Source organism: Pseudomonas nitroreducens, assembly GCF_024170165.1.
GTDB lineage: Bacteria > Pseudomonadota > Gammaproteobacteria > Pseudomonadales > Pseudomonadaceae > Pseudomonas > Pseudomonas nitroreducens_C.
The window spans coordinates 394,059-417,616 of sequence record NZ_JALJXP010000003.1; the positions used below are offsets into that span (position 1 = coordinate 394,059).

Here is a 23,558-nt window from a genome sequence, read left to right on the forward strand (position 1 = left end):
CGAAGATCAGCGCACAGCTGCGCCCTGCTCCCCTGCCAAGGAACCCCACGCCCATGTCCGATACTCCGGCCCGCAATGGCGGCCAGATCCTCGTAGATGCCCTGCTGCGCCATGCGGTGGATACCGTCTACTGCATCCCCGGCGAAAGCTACCTGCCCGTGCTCGATGCGCTGCACGACGCAACCGCCATCCAGACCGTCGTCACCCGCCATGAAGGCGCCGCCTCGAATATGGCAGACGCCTACGGCAAGCTCACCGGCCGCCCCGGCATCTGCTTCGTCACCCGCGGGCCGGGCGCGACCCACGCGGCCAATGGCGTGCACACGGCGATGCAGGACTCGACGCCGATGATCCTCTTCATCGGTCAGGTGGAAAGCGCCTTCAAGGGCCGCGAAGCCTTCCAGGAGGTGGACTACCGGCAGATGTTCGGCGGCCTGGCCAAGTGGGCCACCGAGGTCGACGACATCCGCCGCCTGCCCGAGATCGTCGCCCGCGCCTTCCGCGTCGCCCAGTCCGGGCGCCCCGGCCCGGTGGTGATCGGGCTGCCGGAGGAAGTGCTGTTCGGCTCGGCGCATATTGCCGACGTCGTACCGACGCCCATCACCCGTGCAGCCCCCAGCGCCGGCGCCCTGACCGAACTGCGCGAGCGCCTGAGCCGGGCCAGGCGCCCGCTGCTGATCGTCGGCGGCACCGGCTGGACGCCGGAGGCCTGCGCGCAGGTGCGCGCCTTCGCCCGCGCCAACCGCCTGCCGCTGGTGGCCTCGTTCCGCCGCCAGGACCTGATCGAAAACCGCGACGAACAGTACGCCGGCCAGCTCGGTTTCGGCGCCTCCCCCAGGCTCACCGCGCGCGTGCAGGAAGCCGACCTGCTGCTGGTGCTCGGCTCGCGCCTGAGCGAAACACCCAGCGCCGGCTATACCCTGATCCAGAGCCCGCGCCCGCTGCAGGACATGATCCACGTCTACCCCGACGCCAGTGAGCTGGGCCGCGTCTATCAGGCGGACCAGAGCATCCAGGCCGGCATGCCGGAAATAGCCGCCGCCCTCGCCGGCCTCGCTCCGCTCGCCGAGACGCCCTGGGCCCAATGGACCGCCGCCGCCCGCGCCGACTACCTGGCTTACAGCACCCCACCGCAGAACGCCCAGCCACCGCAGGGCGTGGACCTGGCGCAGGTCGTCGAGTACCTCAACGAAATCCTCCCGGACGACGCGGTGATCAGCAACGGCGCCGGCAACTACGCCGTCTGGGTGCACCGTTTCTACCGCTATCGCTCGCCGCGCAGCCAGCTCGCCCCCACCAACGGCGCCATGGGCTACGGCTTCCCCGCCGCCATCGCCGCCAAGCTGCGCGACCCGCAGCGCAGCGTGGTGTGCTTCGCCGGCGACGGCTGCTTCATGATGTACCCGCAGGAGCTGGCCACGGCCGTGCAATACGGCGCGGCGCTGACGGTCATCGTGGTGAACAACGGCATGCTCGGCACCATCCGCATGCATCAGGAGCGCGAGTACCCCGGCCGCGTCAGCGCTACCGAGCTGCGCAATCCGGACTTCGTCGCCCTCGCCCGGGCCTTCGGTGCCCATGGCGAGCGGGTCGAGCGCACCGAGGATTTCGCCGCCGCCTACGAGCGCGCGCAGGCCAGCGGCAAGCCCGCGCTGATCGAACTGCGCACCGATCCGCAGCAGATCACCCCGGTCGCACGGCTGCCGTAAGCGCGTTTGGCTTCACACGCAGCACGGCAGGCTTCGCTAAGCTGCACCGGGTCAAGGCATTGCGCCCGCTCCTGCGGGCACAATGGCGCCGGGAATTCGCTAGGGAAGCGCATGAGTCTGCAACTGATCTGGGTCCTCGCCCTGCTCGCCAGCGCCGTCGGGCTGTTCGTCATCAACCGTCCGCGCATGGATGTGGTCGCCCTGCTGGTGATGGTCGCCCTGCCGTTGTCGGGCATCCTCAGCGTGCAGGAGTCGCTGGCCGGCTTCGCCGATCCCAACGTCATCCTGATCGCTGCGCTGTTCGTCATCGGCGAGGGCCTGGTGCGCACCGGCGTGGCCTACCGCATCGGCGAATGGCTGACCCGCCGCGCCGGCGCCAGCGAGACGCGCCTGCTGGTGCTGCTGATGCTCGCCGTGGCCGGGCTCGGCTCGGTGATGAGCTCCACCGGCGTCGTCGCCATCTTCATTCCCGTGGTGCTGAGCATCGCCGCGCGCCTGCACGTGTCGCCACGCCGGCTGATGATGCCGCTGAGCTTCGCCGGGCTGATCAGCGGCATGCTCACCCTGGTCGCCACCGCGCCCAACGTGGTGATCCACAGCGAACTGGTACGCGAGGGGTCGAAGGGCTTCGGCTTCTTCAGCTTCACGCCATTCGGCCTGGTGGTGCTGGTGCTGGGCGTCGGCTACATGCTGGTGGCGCGGCGCTGGCTGGGTGACGACGAGGGTGACGACGGGCAGAGCGTCAAGCGCCGCACTCTCGGCGACCTGATCCGCGACTACCAGCTCGCCGGCCGCGAGCGCCGCCTGCGCATCCGCCCCGACTCGCAGCTGGTGGGCAGGAGCCTGGGCGACATCGAACTGCGCGCCCGCGCCGGCACCAACGTAGTCGCCATCGAGCGCATGGTGCACTTCCGCCTGAAGATCCTCAGCCCCAGCGCGAACATCGTGCTGCATGCCGGCGACGTGCTGCTGGTGGACATCTACGGCGAGCGCAGCGACCTGCTGGGCATGTACCACGAGTTCGGCCTGGAGCCACTGAGCCTGCAGGGCGACTACTTCACCGAGCGCGCCCACGAAGTGGGCATGGCCGAGGTGACGATGCCGCCGGAATCCGTCCTGCTCGGCAAGAGCGTGCTGGACCTGGAGTTCCGCAGCCAGTTCGGCCTCAATGTGGTCGGCCTGCGGCGCAACCGCGAGGCGCTGGTGGAAGGCCTGCTGGACGCCAAGCTGAAGGTCGGCGACACCCTGCTGGTGATCGGCGGCTGGAAGGAAATCCGCCAGCTGCAGGCGCGCGCCCGCGACTTCCTGGTGCTCAGCCTTCCCGCCGAGGTAGACGAGGCCGCTCCCGCCGCCAGCCAGGCGCCCCACGCGCTGTTCAGCCTGGCGGTGATGGTGGTCCTGATGGTCAGCGGGCTGGTGCCCAACGTCATGGCCGCGCTGATCGCCTGCCTGCTGATGGGCTCGTTCCGCTGCATCGACATGGACAGCGCCTACCGCGCCATCCACTGGCAGAGCCTGCTGCTGATCGTCGGCATGCTGCCCTTCGCCCTGGCGCTGCAGAAGACCGGCGGCATCACCCTGGCGGTCAACGGCCTGGTCGGTGCCCTCGGCGGGGCCGGGCCCTATGCCATTCTCGCCAGCCTGTTCGTGCTGACCGCGGTGATCGGCCTGTTCATCTCCAACACCGCCACCGCCGTGCTCATGGCGCCAGTAGCGATCGCCACGGCCAAGGCCCTGGGCGCCTCCCCCGAAGCCTTTGCGATGATCGTCGCGCTGGCCGCCTCGGCCGCCTTCATGACGCCGATTTCCTCGCCGGTGAACACCCTGGTGCTGGGGCCCGGGCGCTATCGCTTCGCCGATTTCGTCAAGGTTGGCGTACCTTTCACGATTCTGGTGATGATCGTCAGCGTTGTGCTGGTACCCTGGCTGCTGCCGCTGTAGCTGCCCATTACAAGATCGCCAAGGAATCGTCTCGATGGAAGTGAGCAAGACCAAAAGCAGTTTCTACCGCCGCCTCTACGTGGCCTGGCTGATCGACAGTGGCACCGCCACCAGCGTCCCGGCGCTGATGGAGGCCACCGGCATGCCCCGACGCACCGCCCAGGACACCCTCGCTGCACTGGCCGACCTCGACATCGACTGTGCCTTCGAGCAGCACGACGGCGAGCGCAACAACGCCGGCCACTACCGCATCCGCGACTGGGGCGCCATCGATCCGCACTGGATCGCCGCGCACCTGCCGAAGATCAAGGACATCCTGCAGTACCCCTGAGCCCGACCCATGCTTGCCGTCCCACCCACCCTCTGGCGCCTGCGCCGACTGATCCTGCTGCTGGCCTTCGCCGGGGTGCTGGTGCTGCTCTACCGCGCCAGCGGCCTGCATGAGGAATTCAGCCTCGATTACCTGCGCAGCGAGCTGACCGACAACCGCCTGCGCGGCCTGCTGCTGTTCGTCGGCCTGTTCGCCCTGGGCAACCTGCTGCACATCCCCGGCCTGCTGTTCCTCGCCGCCGCGGTGCTGGCCATGGGCAAACTCTGGGGCGGGTTGATCACCTACTGCGCGGCGGTGTTCTCCTGCGGCTTCACCTTCCTGATCGTGCGCGCGGTTGGCGGCAATGGCCTGCGCCTGCTCAACAACAAGGTCACCCGCGCGGTGTTCCGCCACCTCGACCAGCGCCCGGCGACCAGCGTGTTCCTCCTGCGCCACGCCTTCATCACCTCGCCGACGCTGAACTACAGCCTCGCCCTGTCGGGCATCGGTTTGTGGCCCTACATGCTCGGTACCCTGCTCGGCCTGCCGATTCCGCTGCTGCTCTGCTGCCTGCTGTTCGACCGGCTGAGCAACGTGCTGCTCGGCTGAAGCGCCCATCTGTGGGAAAATCGCCCTCCGCTTCCCTGCCCTGCGCGCCCTCATGTCGAAAGCTCCCCGATCGCCCCAACGCCCCGCCACGCCGGCGAAACCCGCCCAGGCCCTGCGCGACCCCGCCGCCAAGCGGCCGAACCTGCTGCACCCGCGCAACCGCCACCAGGGGCACTACGACTTCCCGGCGCTGATCGAGGGCTGTCCGGAGCTGGGCCGCTTCGTCATCACCAACCCCTACGGCAAGCCGAGCATCGACTTCGCCAGCCCCGAGGCGGTGCGGGTGTTCAACCGCGCACTGCTCAAGGCGCAGTACGGCATCGGCCAGTGGGACATCCCCGCCGGCTTCCTCTGCCCGCCGATCCCCGGCCGGGCGGATTACGTGCACTACCTGGCCGACCTGCTCGCCGAGGAGAACGGCGGCAGCGTGCCACGCGGGCCTGAGGTTCGGGTACTGGACATCGGCGTCGGCGCCAACTGCATCTACCCATTGATCGGCCAGCGCGACTACGGCTGGTGCTTCCTCGGTTCGGACATCGAGCCGGCCGCCCTGGCCTCCGCCCACGCTATTGTCAACGGTAATCCGGGCCTGAGCGATGCCATCGAACTGCGCCAGCAGCACGATCCGAAACACATCCTGCGCGGCCTGCTGGGCGCCGACGAACGCTTCGACGCCACCCTGTGCAACCCGCCCTTCCACTCCTCACCCGAGGAGGCCAGCAGCGGCAGCCGGCGCAAATGGAAGAACCTCGGCAAGCTCGACCCGTCGCGTCAGCTGCCCAAGCTGAACTTCGGCGGGCAGAGCAACGAGCTGTGGTGCGAAGGCGGCGAGATCGCCTTCCTGCGCAAGCTGGCGGCGGAAAGCGCCGAGGTCGGCCAGCAGGTCCGCTGGTTCAGCTCGCTGGTATCCAAGGCCGGCAATCTCGATGACTTCCGCCGCGCGCTGAAGAAGGCCGGCGCCATTTCCATTCGCACCGTGGACATGGCCCAGGGGCAGAAGCAGAGCCGCTTCGTCGCCTGGACCTTCCTCGAGCCGGAACATCGCCGCTGCTGACTCATACCGCCACCACCGCGCGCTCAAGCCTCGGCGGCGAGCACCGGCGCGCGTTCACGCCCCAGCAGCAGGAATACCAGCCCGGCGACCACGAAGGTCACGCCCGCCAGCACGTCCAGCACCCGGCTGAACACCGCGACGTAATCGCTGCGCAGTTGCTCGGGCGCCAGTTGCGGCAACTGCTCGACCACTGCCGCCAGGTTGCCGATGGCCAGCTGGTTGGCGCTCATCAGGCGCTCCGCCGTGGTCAGGCCCAGCGGTTCCAGTTGCGCCGCGATCAAGGTCGCCAGCAAGGCACCGACCACAGCGATGGCCACCGCGTCGGCGGACACCCGCACCGTGTTGAAGATGCCCGTGGCCATGCCGGCACGTTCGCGCTCGACCACGCTCACTGCCAGGCCATCCATCAACCCCCAGGGCAGACCGATGCCGATGCCGATCACCAGCAGCGGCATATCCGGCGTGACACCACCGGCGAGGTTGCGCGCCAGCCAGAGCAGGCCACCCGAGACGATCAGCAGGCCGATGGCCGAGAGGCTGCCAGCGCTGAAGTGCTTCGCCAGCAATGCAGCCAGGAAGGGCACCACCAGCAGCGGCGCCGACAGCGCCAGCAGGGTCCAGCCGGCCTGCAGCGCGCCCTGCCCCTCGATACCGATGAAGCGTCCCGGCAGCAGCACGATCAGCACCACGTAAGCGAACGCCGGCGACGCACCCAGTAGCTGCACACCGACGAAACGCCATTGGCTGAACAGCGACAGGTCCAGCAGCGGCCGCTCCACACGGCGCTCGACCGCCACGAACAGCGCCAGCAACACACCGCTCAGCACCAGCGTGGCGATCACCGGAAAGCTCGCCCAGCCCTGCTCCGGCGCCAGCAACAGGCCGTAGGTGAACAGGCTCAGCGCGGCGGTGAAGCTTAGCGCGCCGGGCCAGTCCAGGCCGCGCGCCTGCGGGTCGCGAGTTTCACGGCAGAAACGCACGACCACCGGCACCGAGGCCAGCGCACACACCGCCGGCACCAGGAACACCCAGCGCCAGCCCGGCCCGTCGGTGAGCCAGCCGGCGAGCAGCGGGCCGAACGCCAGGCCGACGCCGAAGGTCGTCCCCAGCAGGCTGAACACCCGCGTGCGAATCGGCCCGTCGAACTCCTGCGCCAGCGCCGCCATGGCGGCGGCGAAAGCCGCCGAACCACCCGCACCCTGCACCAGGCGCAACACATCGATGGCCGCCACCGAGCCGGCCAGCGGGATCGCCAGAGTGGTCACGCAGAACAGCGCCAGGCCGACCAGCCAGACGCGCTTGCGCCCGTATACGTCCGCCAGGCTGCCCGCCGCCATCATCGCCGCGCCATAAGCCAGCACGTAGCCGTTGACGATCCAGTTCAGCGCCACCGCCGAGCCGCCCAGCTCATGGGCAATGGCCGGCAGCACCACGGCCGGGCCGGTGAAGCACAGGGGAATCAGCACCGCCGTCAGGCTGGCGGCGAGCAACAGCAGCCAGCGCGAGGCCTCGGACTGGTTTTCAGGGATGTCGTGGGAAGGCTTCATGGTGGGTCCGCAATCAATCGAGGAAGACCGGCCAAAAGCTAATCAACCCGGCATTGCGGAAAAACAGGCTAGGATTCCGAACAAAACGGACGCCATTGTCCGCAATCGAACTTCCACCGCGCGGCACAATGGTTGCCCGCCCACACGGATACCCCTCCATGGACAGCCTCAACGGCCTGCGCGTGTTCCTCCAGGTCGCCGACTCCCTGAGCTTCGCCCAGGCCGCGCGCCTGCTCGGCCTCTCCGCCTCGGCGGTGGGCAAGAGCATCGCGCGCCTGGAAGAGCGCCTGGGCGTGCGCCTGTTCCACCGCAGCACGCGCAGCCTGAGCCTGTCCAACGAAGGCCAGCTGTTCCTCGAACGTTGCCGGCGCATCCTCGACGAGCTGGAGGCGGCGGAGCAGGAACTGGCGCTATCGACCCAGCAGGCTCGCGGCCGACTGAAGATCAGCATGCCGCTGGTGGCCGGGCTGTTGCCGCAGGTGCTGCCGGAGTTCCTCCGCTGCTACCCGCGGATCCAGCTGGACATCGACTTCACCGACCGCCTGGTGGACGTCATCGAGGAGGGGTTCGACCTCGTGGTGCGCGGTGGCGAGCTGCGCGACTCGCGGCTCAAGGCGCGCAAGCTGGGCGACTTCAGCCTCATGCTGGTGGCCTCGCCCGGCTATCTGCGCCAGTACGGTACGCCGCGGCGGCCGGCGGACCTCAACCAGCACCTGTGCCTGCACTACCGCTACCCGAGCAGCGGGCTGGTGCAACGCTGGCCGTTGCAGCTCGCCTCCGGAGAAGCGGAGCCAAGCCTGGACGGCGGGCTGATCTGCAACACCGCCGACATGCTGATCAACGTCGCCAGCCAGGGCATGGGCATTGCCTGCCTGCCCGACTTCGCGGTGCGCAGTGCACTGAGCGACGGCCGGCTGGTGCAGGTGCTGAGCGAACACACCACGCACCTGGGCAGCTTCCACGCACTGTGGCCCGCGGGCCGGCGCATGCCGCTGAAGCTGCGGGTATTCCTCGATTTCCTCGGCGACCGGCTGTTCGTCACCCGTTGAGGGCGGGCTAACACTCCGCTCAGCGAATGAACTGCCTGCTGATCTCGCGGAAGACTTCCGTTCCGGCGCGCTCCATCCACTCGAAGGCGACCATCTCCCGCGAGACGATCACCGCACCGGCCTGGCGCATCCGCTCCAGCGCCAGCGCCTTGTCCTGCGGGCGGCGCGAGCCGACGGCCTCGGCCACCACGAACACTTCGCGGTCTTCCGCCAGCAGTCCGAGCACTGTCTGCAACACGCACACATGGGCTTCGGTACCGCACACCACGAACTGCCGGCGATCACCGCCGGGTAGCTGTGACAGGCCGGGATCGGTGACGGCCGAGAAGGCGATCTTCTCCAGCACCTCGCCTTCGGCCAGCTTGTCGCGCAGCGCCGGTAGCGTCGGGCCGAGGCCCTTGGGGTACTGCTCGGTGGCCAGCACTGGCACAGCCAGCCGCCGCGCAATGGCCAGCAGCCAGACGCCGTGTTCCAGCACTGCCTCGTTGTCGTGAATAGCCGGGAACAGGCGTTCCTGGATGTCGATGATCAGCAGGGTCGAGGCCTGGGCGCGCAGCAGCATCTTGATGTCCTCCTTGGGCTCGCAAGCGGGAAGTCGAACCCGAGTTGTGGTCCTCCGGCAACGCACTGTCAACCACCATCGCACCTTCGGCCACTTGGCAGGCGCCGCTCCAGCACGCACCCTATGCGGCGCCAGAACAACACAACAACGAGCCTGGGAGAGAAGGGAACATGGGCAAGAACATCAGCATCGCCGCACGCGACGGCAGCGGCAGCTTCAGCGGTTATCTCGCGGTACCGGCCAGCGGGCACGGCCCCGGCGTGGTGATCGGCCAGGAGATCTTCGGCGTCAACGCCAACATGCGCAGCATCGCCGACAGCTACGCCGAGGAAGGCTACGTCGCCCTGGTGCCCGACCTGTTCTGGCGCCTGCAGCCGAACCTGCAGCTGGGCTACAGCGAAGCCGAGTTCGGCCAGGCCATCGGCCTGTTCCAGCGTTTCGACGTGGACAAGGGCGTGGACGACATCGCCGCCGCCATGGACGCCCTGCGCGCCCTGCCCGAGGTCGAGGAGCGCGGCATCGGCTACGTCGGCTTCTGCCTGGGCGGCAAGCTCGCCTACCTCACCGCCGCGCGCACCGACGCAGCCTGCTCGGTGGGCTACTACGGCATGGGCATCGAGCAGATGCTCGACGAGGCGAAGAACATCCAGGGCCGCCTGGTGCTGCACTTCGCCGAACAGGACGTGTACTGCGACGCCGACGCCCGCGCTGCCATCGGCGAAGTCCTCGGCAAACTGCCGAAGGTGGAGATCTACACCTATCCCGGCGTCGACCACGCCTTCGCCCGCCCCCACGGCATGCACTTCGACAAGCCAGCGGCACTGATGGCCCACGAGCGCAGCATTGGCGCGCTCAAGCGCGAGATCGGCCCGGAATTCGACCTGTCGCAGCTGTGGGAAGACCACATCCACCACGAGTTCGCCGCCCGCGACGTGCCCGCCACCATGGCGACCATGGTCGCCCAGCCCTACGTCAACCACATCCCCACCATGACCGGCGGCGTCGGCCAGGACGAACTGGCGCGCTTCTACCGCAACCACTTCGTCCACGGCAACCCGCCGGACATGAAGCTGGTGCCGATATCCCGCACCGTCGGCGCGCTGCAGGTGGTGGACGAATTCGTCATGTGCTTCACCCACACCAGCGAGATCGACTGGATGCTCCCCGGCGTGCCGCCCACCGGCAAGTACGTGGAAATCCCCATGCTCGGCGTGATCCGCTTCCGTGGCGACAAGCTGTGCCACGAACACATCTACTGGGATCAGGCCAGCGTACTGGTGCAGATCGGCCTGCTCGACCCTGCCGGGCTGCCGGTGGCCGGCGTGGAAACAGCGAAGAAGCTGCTCGACGAGAGCCTGGAATCGAACACCCTGATGAACAAGTGGAAGGACAGCGAAGGCCGCTGAGCCTCCTCAACGACCCCAAGGAGCACCCGATGTACCCCATAGGGAAATGGACCTGCGCCGCGCTGCTGGCCCTTGCCGGCAGCGCCGCCGCGGCGGAGCGCACCGCGCAGCCCTGCGACGCAGCCACCTTGCAGACACTGGCCGGGCTGCTCGGCCAGCAGGGCTGGCAGCCACCGCAGTCCGGAGCGGCAACACCCGTGGTAGCCGCTGCCTGCAAGCCCTGGCCGGATGACCCGAAGCTGCAGGTGGTTGCGGTCGCCTACAGCGCGGCGAGCGACAAGGCCGAACCGGGCGAGCGCAACCTCAACCTGCTGGTCGGCCAACTCGACACCCGCAGCGGCAAGCTGGTGACTCGCAGCGATGACAGCATCGGCGAAGACGCCATGGTGGAGATCGACGGCTCCAGCCTGTGGCTCGACACCGCGCGCTATCGCCTGGCGCCGGAGGTGCGCGGCTTCGGCCTTGTCGTCAGCAGCGTGGCGCGCGGCGCGAGCTGCCCGGACGCCTGGTCCTATGACGACTTCAGCCTCTACGCGCCACAAGGCGGCCAGCTCAGGGAGGTGTTCCGCACTTACCTGCGGCAATGGACGACGCTCGAAGGCGTGGTCTGCGGCGGAGCCGACAAGCTGGTCATCGAACGCTCGCAACTCACCCTGGCCATGGGCAAGGACAGTCACCACGGCTACGCCGACCTGATCGTGACGTCGAAGGTGCAGCGCGAGCACGAAGGCGACGACGTCGGCGCGCCCAGGACCGTGCGCAAGACCGTCAGCTACGACGGCGCGCGCTATCCCTTCGAGGAGTTCTCCACCTTCTGGCAGAGCCAGCCAGCGACGGCGCAGTAACGAAAAAGGCCCCTCGCGGGGCCTTTTTCCAGTGCCGACACCAGGATCAGTGCCCGGTGTTGTCACCCCGGCGGCTGGTCTCGAAGAGGAACCAGGTGCGCTGCTCGGTCTCGTCGATCCAGTTCTCGATCAGGCTGGCCGTGGCGATGTCGTGGTACTCGTCGCACAGATCATGGACCTCGCGCATGTAGGAGGTCAGCGATTTGTTGTCCTCCTGCAGCTCGGCCAGCATGTCCAGCGGCTGGACGAACTCGGCATCGTTGTCGAGGATGCGCTTCAGGCGCGAGATATGGCCGATGGAGCGGATGGTGTTGCCACCGATCTTGCGGTTGCGCTCGGCGATGGCGTCGGTCATCGCGAAGATTTCGGTGGCGTGATCGTCCAGCAGCAGGTGGTAGTCGCGGAAGTGCGGACCGCTGACGTGCCAATGGAAGTTCTTGGTCTTCAGGTACAGGGCGAAGACATCGGCCAGCAGGCGATTGAGCGCGGCGGACAGGTCGCGGGTGGCGAGCTTGCTCAGGTCCGATGGCGTGGCCAACGCGGGGGCTCGGCGCGGGACACTTTTCGCGGCAGCAGGCTTGGCCGCGGTGGACTTGGCTGCGGCCGGCTTGGCGGCAGAGGCCTTTGCAGCCGGCTTGGCAGCTGCGGTCTTGGCAGCGGGTTTGCTGGCCGCTGGCTTGGCGGAAGGTTTGGCGGCGGCCGGTTTTGCAGCAGGTTTGCTGGCCGCTTTCGCAGCCGGCTTCGCGGCGGGTTTGGCCGCTGCGGGTTTCTTCGGAGCCGATGCGGATTGCTTCATCACAAATCACCTCTACGAAAGATCACGTGAATGCCGACTTGGGCAGATACGGCTGCGTTGCGCGGTCTTGAGCCTATATCGCCCTGCGTCGATTGCAAGTTGACAGCAGTCTCACTGCAGCGTTCCGACTGATGTGGGTCAATCGCGGATCGGCTTGCGGAAGTACACGACACGCTCGGTTTCGACGAAGCCCAGCGCGCGATGCAGGGCATGACTGACGGTGTTGTCCAGCGCCGCATCGGAGGCGAAGTCCACACAGCCGCGCGCACTGCCCCAGGCCTGCACAGCGCGCACCAGCGCCCGCGCCACGCCCTGCCGACGGGCGTCCTCGCGCACGTAGATACCTTCGAGAAACAGCACCGGTGAGCCTTCTGTGCCATTCACGTAGTCGCTGCGCACCGAGGCTTCGGCCAACCCGAGCGCCCTGCCCTGTTCATCGCGGGCCAACCACGCGCCGTAGCGTTGCGGCTGCGCAAGCATGTCGCGCGCTTCCTCGAAGAACGCTTGCGCGTGATCGCCCGGCCAGAGTTGCAGGCGCAGGTCGATCCAGTCGGCCTGATCGTTCTCGTCGCAGTGCCGCACCAGCCTCTGCATCAGGCCTTCTCCGGCTCGAAGCGCTCAGGGTTGAAACGGAAGCGTGCGTCAAGCTGGCTGTACCCCATGCCGACGCCCTTGTGCACCTTGAGCTGCACCGGGATGCGCTCCTTCAGCGCCTCGACGTGGCTGATCACGCCGATGGTCTTGCCGCTGGCGTTGAGGCTGTCGAGGGCATCCAGCGCGACCTCCAGCGTCTCGCCGTCGAGGGTGCCGAAGCCTTCGTCGAGGAACAGCGAATCGATGCTGGTCTTGTGGCTGACCAGGTCCGACAGCGCCAGCGCCAAGGCCAGGCTGACCAGGAAGCTCTCGCCGCCCGACAGCGTCTTGCAGTCACGCGCGGTGTCGCCCTGCCAGGTGTCCACCACTTCCAGCTCCAGCTCGCCGTCGCTGCGTCGCGCCAGCTGGTAGCGCCCGTGCAGACGCTGCAGCTGGCGGTTGGCGAGGTGCACCAGGTGATCGAGGGTCAGGCCCTGGGCGAAGCGCCGGTAGCGCGCGCCGTCGGAGGCGCCGATCAGGCTGTTGAGGCGCTGCCAGAGGTCGTGTTCCTCCTCCTGCCGGGCGATATCCGCGAACAGGCTCTGCTGGCTGGCGCGACGGGTGTCGTCGCCCTGCAGCTGGGCGCGGATCTCGCCCTGGCGCTGGCCGAGTTCGCGCAGCTGGGTGGCGAGTGCCTGCAATTGCTGGTCGAGTTCCTCCAGCGCCTGCTCGCCATGGGGTTCGGCCTGCAGGCGCTCGACGTCCCGGGCCGCCGCCGCGCGCAGGGTGACGGCTTCGGTGATGGCCGTTTCCAGACGCTGGCGCAACTGGTTGAGTTCACTGCGCCGGGCATCGTCCAGCAGCGCGGCGAGGTAGGTCGCCTCGTCGGCGAAGGGGCTCGCCATCAGCGCCTGCTGCCAGCTCGCCAGACGCTCTGCCAGGCGCGCCTGCTCCTGTTCCAGCCGCTCCAGCAGCGACTGCTCACGGCCCTGCAAGGCATCGGTCTGGCGCTGGGCAGCCGCCAATCGCTCCTCGGCCTGCGCCAATGCCTGCTGCGGTGCCGCATGGATGACCAGCACCTCGCGTGCATCGAAGCCAGCGTCCTGCCAACGCTGCTGCCATTGCGCTGCGATCTGTTGCGCCGCGCGGCAAGCCTGTTCGGCATCACGCTCGGCTGCGGCCAGTTCCTGGCCGCGCTGCTGGTCCTGCTGCCATTGCTGCCACTCCGCCGTGCGCTCCGCCAGCCAGTGCTCGCCGTCTCCCGGCACCTCGTAGCCCAGTTCGCCCAGCGCGGTTGCCAGCGCCTGGTCCTGCTGTTGCAGGTCCGCGCGCTGGGCCGCGAGTTGCTGTGCGCGCTCTTCCTGGCGCTGACGCCCGTGCGCCTGCTGCTGCTCGAACAGCGCCAGCTGCTGCGCAGCCTCGGCGTGATCGCGCTCGGCGCGCTGACGCTGCTGTTGCGTCTGCTGGAGCTGGGCGCGCAGGGCTTCCAATGCCTTGAGTTGATGTTGCAAGGCAGACAGCGACGCCTCGTGGCGCTCACGCTCGACGGTCAGCTGCTGGTCGTCCGTCAGCGCGACGCCCTGAGCTTCGCACTGTTGCTGCCACGCCTGCTGATGCTGCGCCAGCGCAGCCTGGGCGTCGTCCAGTTGCCGTTGTCCCTGCTGCAGTTGCGCATCCAGTTCGGCCAGCTCGCCGCGCAAGGCGATGCCCTGGCCTTCCAGCTCGGCCAACAGCTGGCGCGCCTGCTCCAGCAACTTCTCCGTGGCCGACACATCCAGCGCCTGGTAGGCCGCAACCGCCGGGTGCTCCGGCGACCCGCACAACGGGCAGGCCTCACCCGGTTGCAGCTGGGCGCGCAGGTGCTCCAGCTGGTGAATGCGCTGCTCCTGCTGAAGGAGTCTTTCCTTGTCGGCGACCTGCTGTCTGGTCGCCTGAAAACGCTCGCGCAAGGCGACGATGGCCGTGTCGCGCCCGGCCTTGCGCTGGCGCAGCGCATCCAGCTCGGGCTGCCAGCGCGCTACTTGCGCGGCAGCCTGGGCGCGATCCCGGGCCAATTGTTCCAGGCGGTCGAGGGTACGGCTGTACAGTTGCGCCTGCTGCAGACGTTCACGCAGATCACTCTCGGTGGCACCGGCGAGCAAGGCATCGAGCTGCTGCTGATGCTGTTGTTCCTGCACGCCGGCCGAGTCGGACTGCTGCTGCAGGAAGGCGGCGTTGCCCAGCAGCGTCTGGCGCTGCCCGGTCGCTGCCTGCATTGCCTGATCAGCTGCCTGCGCTTGCTGCTGCAGGTCGGCAATGGCCTGCGCCAAACGCGAGCGCTGGGCGAATTGCGCGCGCCAGCCACCCAGCAGCTCGCCCAGCTTTGCGCGATGGGGATGCTGCGCCAGACGCGCCTGCAATTGCTGGCACTGTTCGCTGACCGCCTTGTAGTCGCCCTCGCGTGCAGCCAGCGTCTGCTGAGCGTATTGCTTGGCCTGCCAAAGTGCCTGGGCGACTTCTCCGCGATTGGACGCCAGCTGCGTGCGGTTGTCCTCCAGCGCCACGCGGCCCTGTTCGACAGTCTCGTGGCTGCTTCGCCAGGCCTGATGCAACGGTTGCAGGCGGGCGGCAGGCTCGCTGTCCGCCAGACGCTGCAGATCAGGTTGCGCCTGTTCCAGCGCCTGGCGCGCACCGGCTTCTTTCGCGCCGGCCTGCTCGACCTGCTGCTGCGCGCGGGTCAGGTCTTCACGCCAGCGACGTTGCGCCTGAACAGCCGCATGCTGCGCCTGCAAGGCAGCTTCCTGAACGGCAGCGTCGCGGCCTTGCTGCTCCAGTTCCATGCGCTGTTCGGCGCTGAGCAGTTCGACGCCCTCTGCGCGGGCGCGCAACTGATCCAGCGCGCCGCGCACCTCACGGGTGCGCTCGAACACGCGCTGGGAAATCAGTCCGTAGATTTCCGTGCCGGTGAGTTCCTCCAGCAACTCGGCGCGCTGGTTGGCGTTGGCTTCGAGGAAAGCGGCGAAACCACCCTGGGCCAGCAGCATGGATTTGGTGAAGCGCTCGAAGTCGAGGCCCGTGAGGGTCTCGGTCTGCTTCAGCTTGTCGTTGATCTTGTCGGTGAGGATCTGCCCCTCGCCGGTGGCGCGGTCGATGCGCACCAGCTCCACCTTTGGCGCCTGCAATGCACCTTCGGCCTTGTCGCGGGCGCGGCGCTGGCTCCAGAAGGCGCGGTACGACTGGCCCTTCACCTCGAATTCCACTTCGGCAAGGCAGTCGGCGGTGTGCCGGGTCATCAGTTCGTTGCCGCTCTGCGACAGCACGCTCATGCGCGGCGTGCGGTGGTACAGGGCAAGGCAGATGGCATCGAGCAGCGTGGTCTTGCCCGCCCCAGTGGGCCCGGTGATGGCGAACAGGCCGTTGCCGGCGAAGGGCTCGGCGGTGAAGTCGATCTTCCATTCACCCTTGAGCGAGTTGAGGTTCTTCAGGCGCAGGCTGAGGATTCTCACGGGCGCTCCTCCTGCAGCTCGGCGACGACTTCGCGGTAGAGCCCGGTCAGGCGCTCGCGCAATGGCGCCTCCAGGTCCTCGGCGTCCAGGCGCTGGCGGAACACGTCTTCGGGGCTGAGTTCGTCAAGGGTTTCCCTGGCTTCGCTGAACAGCGCCGCCTGTGCGGTGCCGCGCTCGCGGCGGGTGCGCAGGACGATCACCGGCAGCTCCTCGCAGAGCTTCTCCACACGCAGCTGGATATCGGTCAGGTAGTCGTCGGTATGCACCATCACTTCCAGCCAGACTGGCTGCTCCGCGCTGCCCTCGCGGGCGACGCGGGCCAGTTCGGCGGGCAGCTCGGCGAGGCTGCCGGACACCGACTTCAGCGGCTGCAAGCGCGGCACCGGCAGCGCGGTGACGCTTTGCAGGCCGCGGTCATCCAGGTCCACCAGCAGCACTTCCTTGCCCTGATTCGCCTCATCGAAGCTCAGCGCAATGGGCGAGCCGCAGTAGCGGATGTGCTCCAGGCCGCCGACCTTCTGCGGCCGGTGGATATGGCCGAGGGCGATATAGTCCGCTGCCGGGAAGGCGCTGGTGGGGAAGGCTTCGAGGGTGCCGACGTAGATTTCCCGCACCGACTCGCTGGCGCTGGCGCCGACGGTGGTGAGGTGGCCGGTGGCAATGATCGGCAGGTGCCGGCCAAGGGCCTCGCGCTGCGCCTCGGCGCGCTCGAACAGTGCGCGGTAATGCGCCTGGATCGCCTGCTGCAGCGCCAGCTGCTTGTCCTGAGCACTCTGCCCGGCCTGGCTGGTGAGCACGTCGCGAGGGCGGATGAAGGGAATCGCGCAGAGGATCGCACCGGGCTGGCCGTCACGTTGCGGCAGCACCAGCAACTGGCGATCGAGGTCGGTGCCGACGGCGGCGATCACCTGCGTATCAAGGCAGGCCAGCAGGTCGCGGGATTCCTCCAGCATCGCCACAGAATCATGGTTGCCGCCCAGCACCACCAGGCGCGCGCCTGTATTGCGCAGCTCGACGATGAAGCGGTTGTACTGCTCGCGGGCATAGCTGGGCGGCGCACCGGTATCGAACACGTCGCCGGCGATAATCACCGTGTCCACGGCCTGCTCGCGCACCTGCTCGACCAGCCAGGCGCAGAACGCCTGGTGCTCGGCCTCGCGGCTCTTGCCCATGAAATGCTGGCCCAGGTGCCAGTCGGAGGTGTGGAGAATGCGCATGCCGTGAAGTCCGCAGCCGTGTTTCGAGGCTTGCGATGATAGCGGTTTGCGCCAGGCCGATGGCGGATTCGCCGGCCTTGCCGGCGGATCGCGGGCATGGCCCGCCCCTGCAGGGAAACTCCTGCGCCACGGTGCCGCTGTGCAAGCGGTTTAGAAACACCTGATTCGTCACCCGTCATTCACCAGCGTCCAGGCTGGCTATCTTTTCAGGACAGCACGTCGTCACAAGGACTCCCCATGCAACGCCTTCTGAACATGCTCAAGGACCTCGCCATCCTGGTCCGCGCCAACCTCTGGCTGGTGCCGGTGCTGGCCGCACTGGTCGCCGCGGTCTTCTACTTCGTCGCGCCGCCGCCACCGATGAGCGCCACCCTGGCCACCGGCGCGCCGGGTGGCGGCTACGCGGTGTTCGGCCAGCGGCTGAAGGAGGAACTCGCCAAGCAGGGCTTCGACCTGCAGCTGGTACGCACCGCAGGTTCCCGCGACAACCTCGGCAAGCTGCTGGACGGCAAGAGCGGCGTGGATCTGGCACTGGTGCAGAGCGGCCAGGAGCAGCAGCTCGAGCCCAAGCAGCGCGCGCACCTGCAAACCCTGGGTGCGATGTTCCAGGAGCCGCTGTGGCTGTTCCAGCGCCGCGAAGCGAAGATCGACCGCCTGGCCGACCTGCTCGCCCTGCGCGTGGCCATCGGCGGCGCCGGCAGCGGCACCGAGGCGGTGACCGAGGCCATCCTCAAGGCCAACGAAATCCCCACCGATCCCCTGCCCGCCGGCTGGCAGGCCCACGGCGGCAACGCAGTGGCCAACCAGTTGCTGGCCGGCGAGCTGGACGCCGCCTTCTTCGTCGGCCCGGCGGAGAACCCGCTGATCCAGCGCCTGGCCGCCAGCCCCGAGCTCAAGCTCGCCGGCTTTCGCCGCGCCCACGCCTACGAGGCGCGGATTCCCTTCCTCAAGCGCGTGGAGGTCAGCGAAGGCCTGCTGAACCTGGCGCAGAACGTGCCGGACCAGGACCTTGCAACCCTCTCGCCGGTCGCCACCCTGGTGGTCAACGGCGACTTCCACCCGGCGCTCACCCCGCTGATCCTCGAAGCGGCGCGCGCGGTGATGAAGAGCGGCACCCTGCTCGACCCGGCCGGCGCCTTCCCCAGCGCCGAGCCGCGCACCCTGGTCCTGCAGGAAGACGCCGAGCGCTACTACAAGAGCGGCCCGCCACTGCTGCAACGCTTCCTGCCGTTCCGCATCGCCTCGCTGGCGGACCGCTACATCATCCTGCTGATCCCCTTCATCGCCATCCTCATCCCACTGCTCAAGTCCATCGGCCCGCTGTACCGCTGGCGCATCCGCGCGCGCATCTACCGCTGGTACCGCTACCTGCGCGAGATCGACCGGCGCCTGGACGAGCGCACCGGCAGCGCCGAACTGAGCACCGAGATCGAACGCCTCGAGCAGCTTGAGGCCGAGCTGGCCAAGGTCGAGGTGCCGCTGTCGTACTACAACGAGCTGTACGAGCTGCACCTGCACCTGAACTACGTGATCCGCCGCCTGCGCCAGCTGCGCCGCAATCGCCGCGAGCGTGACGAAGGCTTGCTGCCAGCGGAGTGAGCCGACGGCGATTTCGGAATCCACTGCAGCCGACGGACGCATGCAGCACCTGTAGTAGGTTGTAGTATCTTGTAGTGCAAGCCACTACACCCTCAAGCCCCTACACATGAGGTGCTCCATGCCCGTCATGTCCCTGCGCCTGTCGGACGATCAGTCCGAAACCCTTGCCAAGCTGGCCGAGGCCACCGGTCGCAGCAAGAACTTCCTCGCCGCCCAGGCGCTGGAGGAATACCTGAATCGCGAATCCTGGCAGATCGGCGAAATCCAGCAGGCGATAGCCGAGGCGGATGCCGGTGACTTCGCCAGCGACGCCGAGGTGAAGGCCATCCTCAACAAGTGGGCACGCGATGCGGATTGAGTGGCTGCGCAATGCCCTGCGCAACCTCGACACCGAAGCCAGCCATATCGCCCAGGACAATCCCGCAGCGGCGCGGGCCTTCGTCAGTGCCGTGCTGGCCGACGTCGAACTGCTCGCCGCCAATCCTGCCGCAGGCCGGGAAGGCCGCGTGCCTGGTACGCGCGAATGGGCGATGAGCAGCCATCCCTACCTGATCCCCTACCGTATTCGCGGAGGCCGCTTGCAGGTGCTGCGCATCTTCCATACCCGCCGCCTGCCACCGGTCCGCTGGTAAGCGTCGCGCATCCCGGCGCCGGGTCGGGTAAACTCTGGCGTTTTCCAATCCGCCCGCCCCGCCGCCGCTTCGATGCGCGCGGCGCCGCCGGCACTGAACATCCGGGTCCGCCATGCCGATTCGTCACGCCATCGTCCACCTGATCGACAAGAAGCCCGACGGCAACCCCGCGACGCTGCACGCGCGCGACGCCGAGCTGGGCGACTCCCAGGCCATCGAGAACCTGATGGCCGACCTCAACGAGAGCTACAACGCCAAGCCGAACAAGGCCTGGGGCCTGTTCCAGAGCGAGTCCGGCGCGTACCCGTTCAGCGGCTGGCTGAGCGAGTACCTGGACAACGGCAAGGACTTCGTCGCCTTCTCCAAGCAGGCGGTGGAGCACCTGAAGACGCTGATGGAAGAGTCCAACCTCTCCACCGGCGGCCACGTGCTGTTCTGCCATTACCAGCAGGGCATGACCGACTACCTGTCCATCGCCCTGCTGCACCACAGTGAAGGCGTGGCGGTGACCGACGCACTGGAAGTGACCCCGTCGCGCCACCTGGACCTGGGCCAGCTGCACATGGCCGCGCGGATCAACATCTCCGAGTGGCAGAACAACAAGACGTCCAAGCAGTACATCTCGTTCATCAAGGGCAAGGGCGGCAAGAAGGTCTCGGATTACTTCCGCGACTTCATCGGTTGCACCGAAGGCGTCGACGGCCCGAGCGAGACCCGCACGCTGCTCAAGGCCTTCAGCGACTTCGTGGAGAGCGAGGACCTGCCTGAAGAACAGGCCCGCGAGAAGACCGACGTGCTGGTGGACTACGCCACCAGCCAGGCCAAGATCGGCGAGCCGATGGCCCTGGATGCGCTCTCCGAGCTGATGGACGACCAGGCGCCGCGCGCCTTCTACGACTACATCCGCAACAAGGACTACGGCCTGTCGCCGGAGATCCCGGCGGACAAGCGCACCCTCAACCAGTTCCGCCGCTTCACCGGCCGCGCCGAGGGGCTGTCGATCAGCTTCGAGGCGCACCTGCTGGGCAGCAAGGTGGAGTACGACGAGGCCCGCGACATGCTGATCATCCGCGGCCTGCCGACCCAGCTGCAGGACCAGCTCAAGCGCCGCAAGGACTGAGGTCGGTGCGCTGACGAATAAGCCCATCTCGCGATGGGCTTTTTTGTGCCTGTAGATTTTCCGCCGGGCTGTTCGCGAGCAAGCTCGCTCCTACAGGTAGCCGGGCAGTACCGCATGCTCTTCGTAGGAGCGAGGGGGACGCCTAGTTCTTGCTCGCGAACCCGCATGACGCAGGACTCAACAGGCCCAGTCGATCTTCATGTCGCGGAAGTCCAGCTGGGCGTTGCCGCTGCCGAAGTTGTAGCCACCCAGATACTCCTCGAAGCCGATGTAGCAGGCACCGACGTCCGGCATGCCCTGCACCGGACGCATGGTGCCGCCGATGTGGTTGGGCTGGTGGCCTTGGCTCCAGGCGTGCTCGCGGTAGTTGTCGCGATGGATGTCGTTGTTCTCCCAGTAGTAGAACTGCTGGTAGTCGGTCTCGCCATATTCATCGGGCTTGATCCCGGCGTTCGGGTCGCTGGCTCGCGGCGCCCAGCGCAGCAGGTAGCGCACATCCAGCCCCGGCCGGGGAATGCCGCCGAACAGCCGGTGGAGGAAGTCGCCTTCGCGCACGTGCTCGGTGAAGCTGCTGGCAGAACCGTCCTTGAGCCAGAGTGGCGGCTCGGTCTCTGCCAACAGGGCATTGCCCGTCGGCAGTTGCGGCGGCTGGCACGCGGCGCCGTTGAATTCGGCTTCGGTCAGCAGGATCAACGCGTAGGCGCCGCCGAGGATGTCTTCCATCCGATGCAGGCGCGGGTGGCTGGCGCGGCCGGCCTGCCAGAACGGCAGCAACTGCTCGTCAACCGGTGGCTGCTCGCCCGGCGCGACGACCTGCTCGGCAATGCCGTCCACCGAGTTCGGGCCACCGTCGTTCTGGTCCGGCGACAACGAAAAGAAGCTCAGCGCGACGATCTCCGGCCCATGCACGCGATAGTCCTCGGGCAGGCGCAGGGTGAAGCCGTGCATCAGCGGGTAGCCGGTGTCCGGGTCGAGCGGCCATTGCGCGGGCGTGATGCCTGGCGGCAGGCCGAAGCACCAGCCCTGGAGTTCCTCCCCGGCGGCCGGCGTGGAATATTTCAGCAGTTCGATATCGTAGGCGTGCATGCGCGGCGTCCTTTCTCGTGCAATGAGTGTCGTGCAAGGAGGGTTGGACAATAGACGCCCGCGCCAGACGCCTCAAGCGAGCATCGCACAGTCTTCCAACAAAGCGCCCCGCAGCCCGCCCGGTGCGGCTGCTAGAGTCAAAGCAGGCGCCTCTCGCTCGCGCTGGTCGCCATGTCCGCCCTGCCTGCTTTCACTGTCGCTGCTTCCCCGCTCTCCGGGCATCCCCGGGCGCACTGCTCATACTGCGCGTTGCTATTGCTGCTCTGCACCCGTCTCCTTTTCGCCGATCCGGCGCCCCAGCCTCTGACGCCCAACGTCGCGCGTTTCGTGCTGGCCAACGCGGAATTCAGCGTGATGCACGAGATGGGGCATGTGCTGATCGCCGAGTACGACCTGCCGGTACTCGGACGTGAGGAGGATGCGGCGGACCAGCTCGGCTTCATCCTGCTGTTCCACCTCTACGCCCGGTTGCCACGCGACGAGGTGGACGCGCGCCTGCTGGACATCGCCGACTACTGGCGGCTGGAATGGCAGACGCCCAAGCCGCCGCCGGACCAGGTGCTGGCCTGGGACAGTCATCCACTGGACGAGCAGCGCTACTACAACATCGCCTGCCTGCTCTATGGCAGCGACATGGCTCGGCTGGACTGGCTGCCGCCGCTCACCGGCCTGCCCTATGAGCGGGCGGTCTACTGCGACCAGGAATTCCGCCAGGCGAGCAAGGCGTTCGAATGGATCAGGCACACCCGGCGCACGTCGTCGATCCAGCACCACGCGGCCTGGCACCTCACCTGGGACACGCCTTCGACGAACCCGGCGCAAGCCGTGCCGCTGATCGCCCTGCTACGCGACGGCGATCACCTGCAGCTGATGGTCAACGAGGTCTTCCGCCTGTTCCACCCACCGCGCCCGCTGAACCTGCGACTGGTCAGCTGCGGCGCACCGGACGCCTGGTACAACAGCAACAGCGGGGAAATGGCGCTCTGCTACGAGCGCCTGCAACACTTCCGCGAGATGGCCGAGAACCTGCCGCGCCTGCGTACCCCAGTGACGCGACAGTGCCCCGGCCCGGCCGGACTCAGGCCGGGCGGATGCTGAAGCCGATACGCGGGAAGTGCACGTGGACGGTGCCGGCGCGCGGGTCTTCGCGGCGCAGGATCAGGCTCTCCAGCCCGGCGTGGAGCAGCTCGCCTGCCACCGGGTCGCAGCCATAGTCGGTAGCGGCTATCGTCACGCGCTGACCGGCCTTGAAGCCGTTGGGATCGATGAATGCACCTCCCGGCAATGCCGCCGGTTGACTGTCACGAGCCACGGCAATGGCCTCTTCGGCACTCATCTCGCTGGCCGCTCCATGGCCGAAGCCCAGGACGCGGCCGAGCCAGGCGGCGACCGACGGGTAATCGTCCACCAGCGGCGCGGTGACCGGCGTGCCCTTGAGGAACCACAGGCAGTGGGCCAGGGCGAAATCGGCGATGGAGGGCTCGCCGAACAGGAAGTCGCCTTCCTCGCGGGCCAGTTGCTCCTCGACGCGGGCCATGAACACGGGCCACTGGTGCTTGGCCTGCTCGGCCGGCAGCTTGCTCGCGGTGCCGCCGCTGAACAACTGGCTGCGGTCGGCAACGAAGGCCTGGAGGAACTGCGGCGGCAGCTTGCCGAAGCGCATGGCGATGGACTCGGGCTGGAACACCAGGCTGACGGCGTGCTGGAAGATCACCGAGTCGGCCCACAGGGCGAAGCTCGACGAGGTGAATTCGTGGCCCTCGGGGAACAGCGCCGGCACGGCCTTTTCCTGTTCCAGGCGGCGGGCGATCAGCGCGGTGTCGCAGTAGATGTCGGCGCCGACCTGCAGCACCGGAGTCTTGCGGTAGCCACCGGTGAGGGCCATGAGATCAGGCTTGGGCATCAGTGGCGGGATGGTCACCGAGCGCCAGGACAGCTGCTTGAAGCCCAGCATCAGACGCGCCTTTTCGGCGAAGGGCGAAGTCGGGTAGTGGTGCAGGATCAGCTCGGACATGGGG

Annotated in this window: 21 protein-coding genes; 13 read left to right on the forward strand and 8 right to left on the reverse strand. The window is 67.7% G+C overall.

The window, feature by feature from the left end:
* The first annotated feature begins 53 nt into the window (after window positions 1–53).
* From J2T47_RS08960 to rlmF, 5 genes are all read left to right on the forward strand, one after another.
* Window positions 54–1,709: a thiamine pyrophosphate-binding protein gene (locus J2T47_RS08960; protein WP_253444888.1), complete on the forward strand. Its 1,656-nt coding sequence runs from the start codon at window positions 54–56 to the stop codon at window positions 1,707–1,709.
* Window positions 1,710–1,820: 111 nt separating this feature from the next.
* A complete protein-coding gene (locus J2T47_RS08965; protein ID WP_253444892.1) occupies window positions 1,821–3,650 on the forward strand; it encodes an SLC13 family permease in 1,830 nt (609 codons plus the stop codon).
* A gap of 34 nt (window positions 3,651–3,684) precedes the next feature.
* Window positions 3,685–3,981, forward strand: coding sequence for a winged helix-turn-helix domain-containing protein (locus tag J2T47_RS08970; RefSeq protein ID WP_253444895.1), 297 nt, complete (start codon window positions 3,685–3,687; stop codon window positions 3,979–3,981).
* A gap of 9 nt (window positions 3,982–3,990) precedes the next feature.
* On the forward strand, window positions 3,991–4,569 hold the full coding sequence (locus tag J2T47_RS08975; RefSeq protein ID WP_253444898.1) for a VTT domain-containing protein: 579 nt from the start codon (window positions 3,991–3,993) through the stop codon (window positions 4,567–4,569).
* Between the two features lie 52 nt (window positions 4,570–4,621).
* Window positions 4,622–5,623: a 23S rRNA (adenine(1618)-N(6))-methyltransferase RlmF gene (gene rlmF, locus J2T47_RS08980; RefSeq protein WP_253444901.1), complete on the forward strand. Its 1,002-nt coding sequence runs from the start codon at window positions 4,622–4,624 to the stop codon at window positions 5,621–5,623.
* 23 nt (window positions 5,624–5,646) lie between these two features.
* Here the strand turns inward: rlmF and J2T47_RS08985 are convergent, their stop codons facing one another.
* On the reverse strand, window positions 5,647–7,170 hold the full coding sequence (locus J2T47_RS08985) for an MFS transporter (RefSeq protein ID WP_253444904.1): 1,524 nt from the start codon (window positions 7,168–7,170) through the stop codon (window positions 5,647–5,649).
* Between the two features lie 158 nt (window positions 7,171–7,328).
* Between J2T47_RS08985 and J2T47_RS08990 the strand changes: the two genes are divergently transcribed.
* Complete coding sequence (locus tag J2T47_RS08990; RefSeq protein ID WP_253444907.1) at window positions 7,329–8,219, forward strand: LysR family transcriptional regulator; 891 nt, start codon at window positions 7,329–7,331, stop codon at window positions 8,217–8,219.
* Window positions 8,220–8,238: 19 nt separating this feature from the next.
* Here the strand turns inward: J2T47_RS08990 and J2T47_RS08995 are convergent, their stop codons facing one another.
* Entirely contained in the window at window positions 8,239–8,781 is a 543-nt protein-coding gene (locus J2T47_RS08995) for a hydrolase (RefSeq protein WP_253444910.1), read from the reverse strand.
* Between the two features lie 170 nt (window positions 8,782–8,951).
* On the opposite strand from J2T47_RS08995, the gene J2T47_RS09000 reads away from it, so the two are divergent.
* Window positions 8,952–10,187 carry a dienelactone hydrolase family protein gene (locus tag J2T47_RS09000; protein ID WP_253444914.1) on the forward strand — a complete coding sequence of 412 codons (1,236 nt, stop codon included), beginning with the start codon at window positions 8,952–8,954 and terminating at the stop codon, window positions 10,185–10,187.
* A gap of 29 nt (window positions 10,188–10,216) precedes the next feature.
* Window positions 10,217–11,032, forward strand: coding sequence for a hypothetical protein (locus J2T47_RS09005; protein WP_253444918.1), 816 nt, complete (start codon window positions 10,217–10,219; stop codon window positions 11,030–11,032).
* A 46-nt stretch (window positions 11,033–11,078) separates the two neighbouring features.
* Here the strand turns inward: J2T47_RS09005 and J2T47_RS09010 are convergent, their stop codons facing one another.
* The 4 genes from J2T47_RS09010 to sbcD all read right to left on the reverse strand — a co-directional run bounded on the left by J2T47_RS09010 (window position 11,079) and on the right by sbcD (window position 17,103).
* Window positions 11,079–11,570, reverse strand: coding sequence for a Dps family protein (locus J2T47_RS09010; RefSeq protein ID WP_253444921.1), 492 nt, complete (start codon window positions 11,568–11,570; stop codon window positions 11,079–11,081).
* A 396-nt stretch (window positions 11,571–11,966) separates the two neighbouring features.
* Window positions 11,967–12,422, reverse strand: a complete 456-nt coding sequence (gene aac(6'), locus J2T47_RS09015; RefSeq protein ID WP_253444924.1) for an aminoglycoside 6'-N-acetyltransferase — start codon at window positions 12,420–12,422, stop codon at window positions 11,967–11,969.
* Entirely contained in the window at window positions 12,422–15,886 is a 3,465-nt protein-coding gene (locus J2T47_RS09020) for an AAA family ATPase (protein WP_253444927.1), read from the reverse strand. Before J2T47_RS09020 ends, aac(6') begins: the two co-directional genes overlap by 1 nt.
* Entirely contained in the window at window positions 15,883–17,103 is a 1,221-nt protein-coding gene (gene sbcD, locus J2T47_RS09025; protein ID WP_253444930.1) for an exonuclease subunit SbcD, read from the reverse strand. Before sbcD ends, J2T47_RS09020 begins: the two co-directional genes overlap by 4 nt.
* Window positions 17,104–17,340: 237 nt before the next feature.
* Between sbcD and J2T47_RS09030 the strand changes: the two genes are divergently transcribed.
* The 4 genes from J2T47_RS09030 (at window position 17,341) to yejK (ending at window position 20,454) form a co-directional block, all read left to right on the forward strand.
* Window positions 17,341–18,702, forward strand: coding sequence for a TAXI family TRAP transporter solute-binding subunit (locus J2T47_RS09030; protein ID WP_253444934.1), 1,362 nt, complete (start codon window positions 17,341–17,343; stop codon window positions 18,700–18,702).
* A 118-nt stretch (window positions 18,703–18,820) separates the two neighbouring features.
* Complete coding sequence (locus J2T47_RS09035) at window positions 18,821–19,060, forward strand: CopG family ribbon-helix-helix protein (RefSeq protein WP_253444939.1); 240 nt, start codon at window positions 18,821–18,823, stop codon at window positions 19,058–19,060.
* Window positions 19,050–19,334: a type II toxin-antitoxin system RelE/ParE family toxin gene (locus tag J2T47_RS09040; protein ID WP_253444942.1), complete on the forward strand. Its 285-nt coding sequence runs from the start codon at window positions 19,050–19,052 to the stop codon at window positions 19,332–19,334. Before J2T47_RS09035 ends, J2T47_RS09040 begins: the two co-directional genes overlap by 11 nt.
* A 112-nt stretch (window positions 19,335–19,446) precedes the next feature.
* Window positions 19,447–20,454 carry a nucleoid-associated protein YejK gene (gene yejK, locus J2T47_RS09045; protein ID WP_192291739.1) on the forward strand — a complete coding sequence of 336 codons (1,008 nt, stop codon included), beginning with the start codon at window positions 19,447–19,449 and terminating at the stop codon, window positions 20,452–20,454.
* 177 nt (window positions 20,455–20,631) lie between these two features.
* On the opposite strand, the gene J2T47_RS09050 is transcribed toward yejK, so the two are convergent.
* Window positions 20,632–21,540: a hypothetical protein gene (locus J2T47_RS09050; RefSeq protein ID WP_253444945.1), complete on the reverse strand. Its 909-nt coding sequence runs from the start codon at window positions 21,538–21,540 to the stop codon at window positions 20,632–20,634.
* A 327-nt stretch (window positions 21,541–21,867) separates the two neighbouring features.
* Between J2T47_RS09050 and J2T47_RS09055 the strand changes: the two genes are divergently transcribed.
* On the forward strand, window positions 21,868–22,638 hold the full coding sequence (locus J2T47_RS09055; protein ID WP_253444949.1) for a DUF4344 domain-containing metallopeptidase: 771 nt from the start codon (window positions 21,868–21,870) through the stop codon (window positions 22,636–22,638).
* Here the strand turns inward: J2T47_RS09055 and J2T47_RS09060 are convergent.
* The gene (locus J2T47_RS09060; protein WP_253444952.1) at window positions 22,619–23,554 is read right to left on the reverse strand and encodes a glutathione S-transferase family protein; all 936 of its coding nucleotides are present in this window, start codon (window positions 23,552–23,554) and stop codon (window positions 22,619–22,621) included. The genes J2T47_RS09055 and J2T47_RS09060 overlap by 20 nt on opposite strands.
* Between the last annotated feature and the right edge of the window lie 4 nt (window positions 23,555–23,558).

Coding starts and splice junctions, on each gene's coding strand:
- J2T47_RS09060 (WP_253444952.1), bottom strand. CDS start 23,554: ATGTCCGAGCTGATCCTGCACCACTACCCGACTTCGCCCTTCGCCGAA.
- J2T47_RS09005 (WP_253444918.1), top strand. CDS start 10,217: ATGTACCCCATAGGGAAATGGACCTGCGCCGCGCTGCTGGCCCTTGCC.
- J2T47_RS08990 (WP_253444907.1), top strand. CDS start 7,329: ATGGACAGCCTCAACGGCCTGCGCGTGTTCCTCCAGGTCGCCGACTCC.
- J2T47_RS08995 (WP_253444910.1), bottom strand. CDS start 8,781: ATGCTGCTGCGCGCCCAGGCCTCGACCCTGCTGATCATCGACATCCAG.
- sbcD (WP_253444930.1), bottom strand. CDS start 17,103: ATGCGCATTCTCCACACCTCCGACTGGCACCTGGGCCAGCATTTCATG.
- J2T47_RS08965 (WP_253444892.1), top strand. CDS start 1,821: ATGAGTCTGCAACTGATCTGGGTCCTCGCCCTGCTCGCCAGCGCCGTC.
- J2T47_RS08970 (WP_253444895.1), top strand. CDS start 3,685: ATGGAAGTGAGCAAGACCAAAAGCAGTTTCTACCGCCGCCTCTACGTG.
- J2T47_RS08975 (WP_253444898.1), top strand. CDS start 3,991: ATGCTTGCCGTCCCACCCACCCTCTGGCGCCTGCGCCGACTGATCCTG.
- J2T47_RS09040 (WP_253444942.1), top strand. CDS start 19,050: ATGCGGATTGAGTGGCTGCGCAATGCCCTGCGCAACCTCGACACCGAA.
- J2T47_RS09050 (WP_253444945.1), bottom strand. CDS start 21,540: ATGCACGCCTACGATATCGAACTGCTGAAATATTCCACGCCGGCCGCC.
- J2T47_RS09030 (WP_253444934.1), top strand. CDS start 17,341: ATGCAACGCCTTCTGAACATGCTCAAGGACCTCGCCATCCTGGTCCGC.
- J2T47_RS09000 (WP_253444914.1), top strand. CDS start 8,952: ATGGGCAAGAACATCAGCATCGCCGCACGCGACGGCAGCGGCAGCTTC.
- rlmF (WP_253444901.1), top strand. CDS start 4,622: ATGTCGAAAGCTCCCCGATCGCCCCAACGCCCCGCCACGCCGGCGAAA.
- J2T47_RS09035 (WP_253444939.1), top strand. CDS start 18,821: ATGCCCGTCATGTCCCTGCGCCTGTCGGACGATCAGTCCGAAACCCTT.
- yejK (WP_192291739.1), top strand. CDS start 19,447: ATGCCGATTCGTCACGCCATCGTCCACCTGATCGACAAGAAGCCCGAC.
- J2T47_RS08960 (WP_253444888.1), top strand. CDS start 54: ATGTCCGATACTCCGGCCCGCAATGGCGGCCAGATCCTCGTAGATGCC.
- J2T47_RS08985 (WP_253444904.1), bottom strand. CDS start 7,170: ATGAAGCCTTCCCACGACATCCCTGAAAACCAGTCCGAGGCCTCGCGC.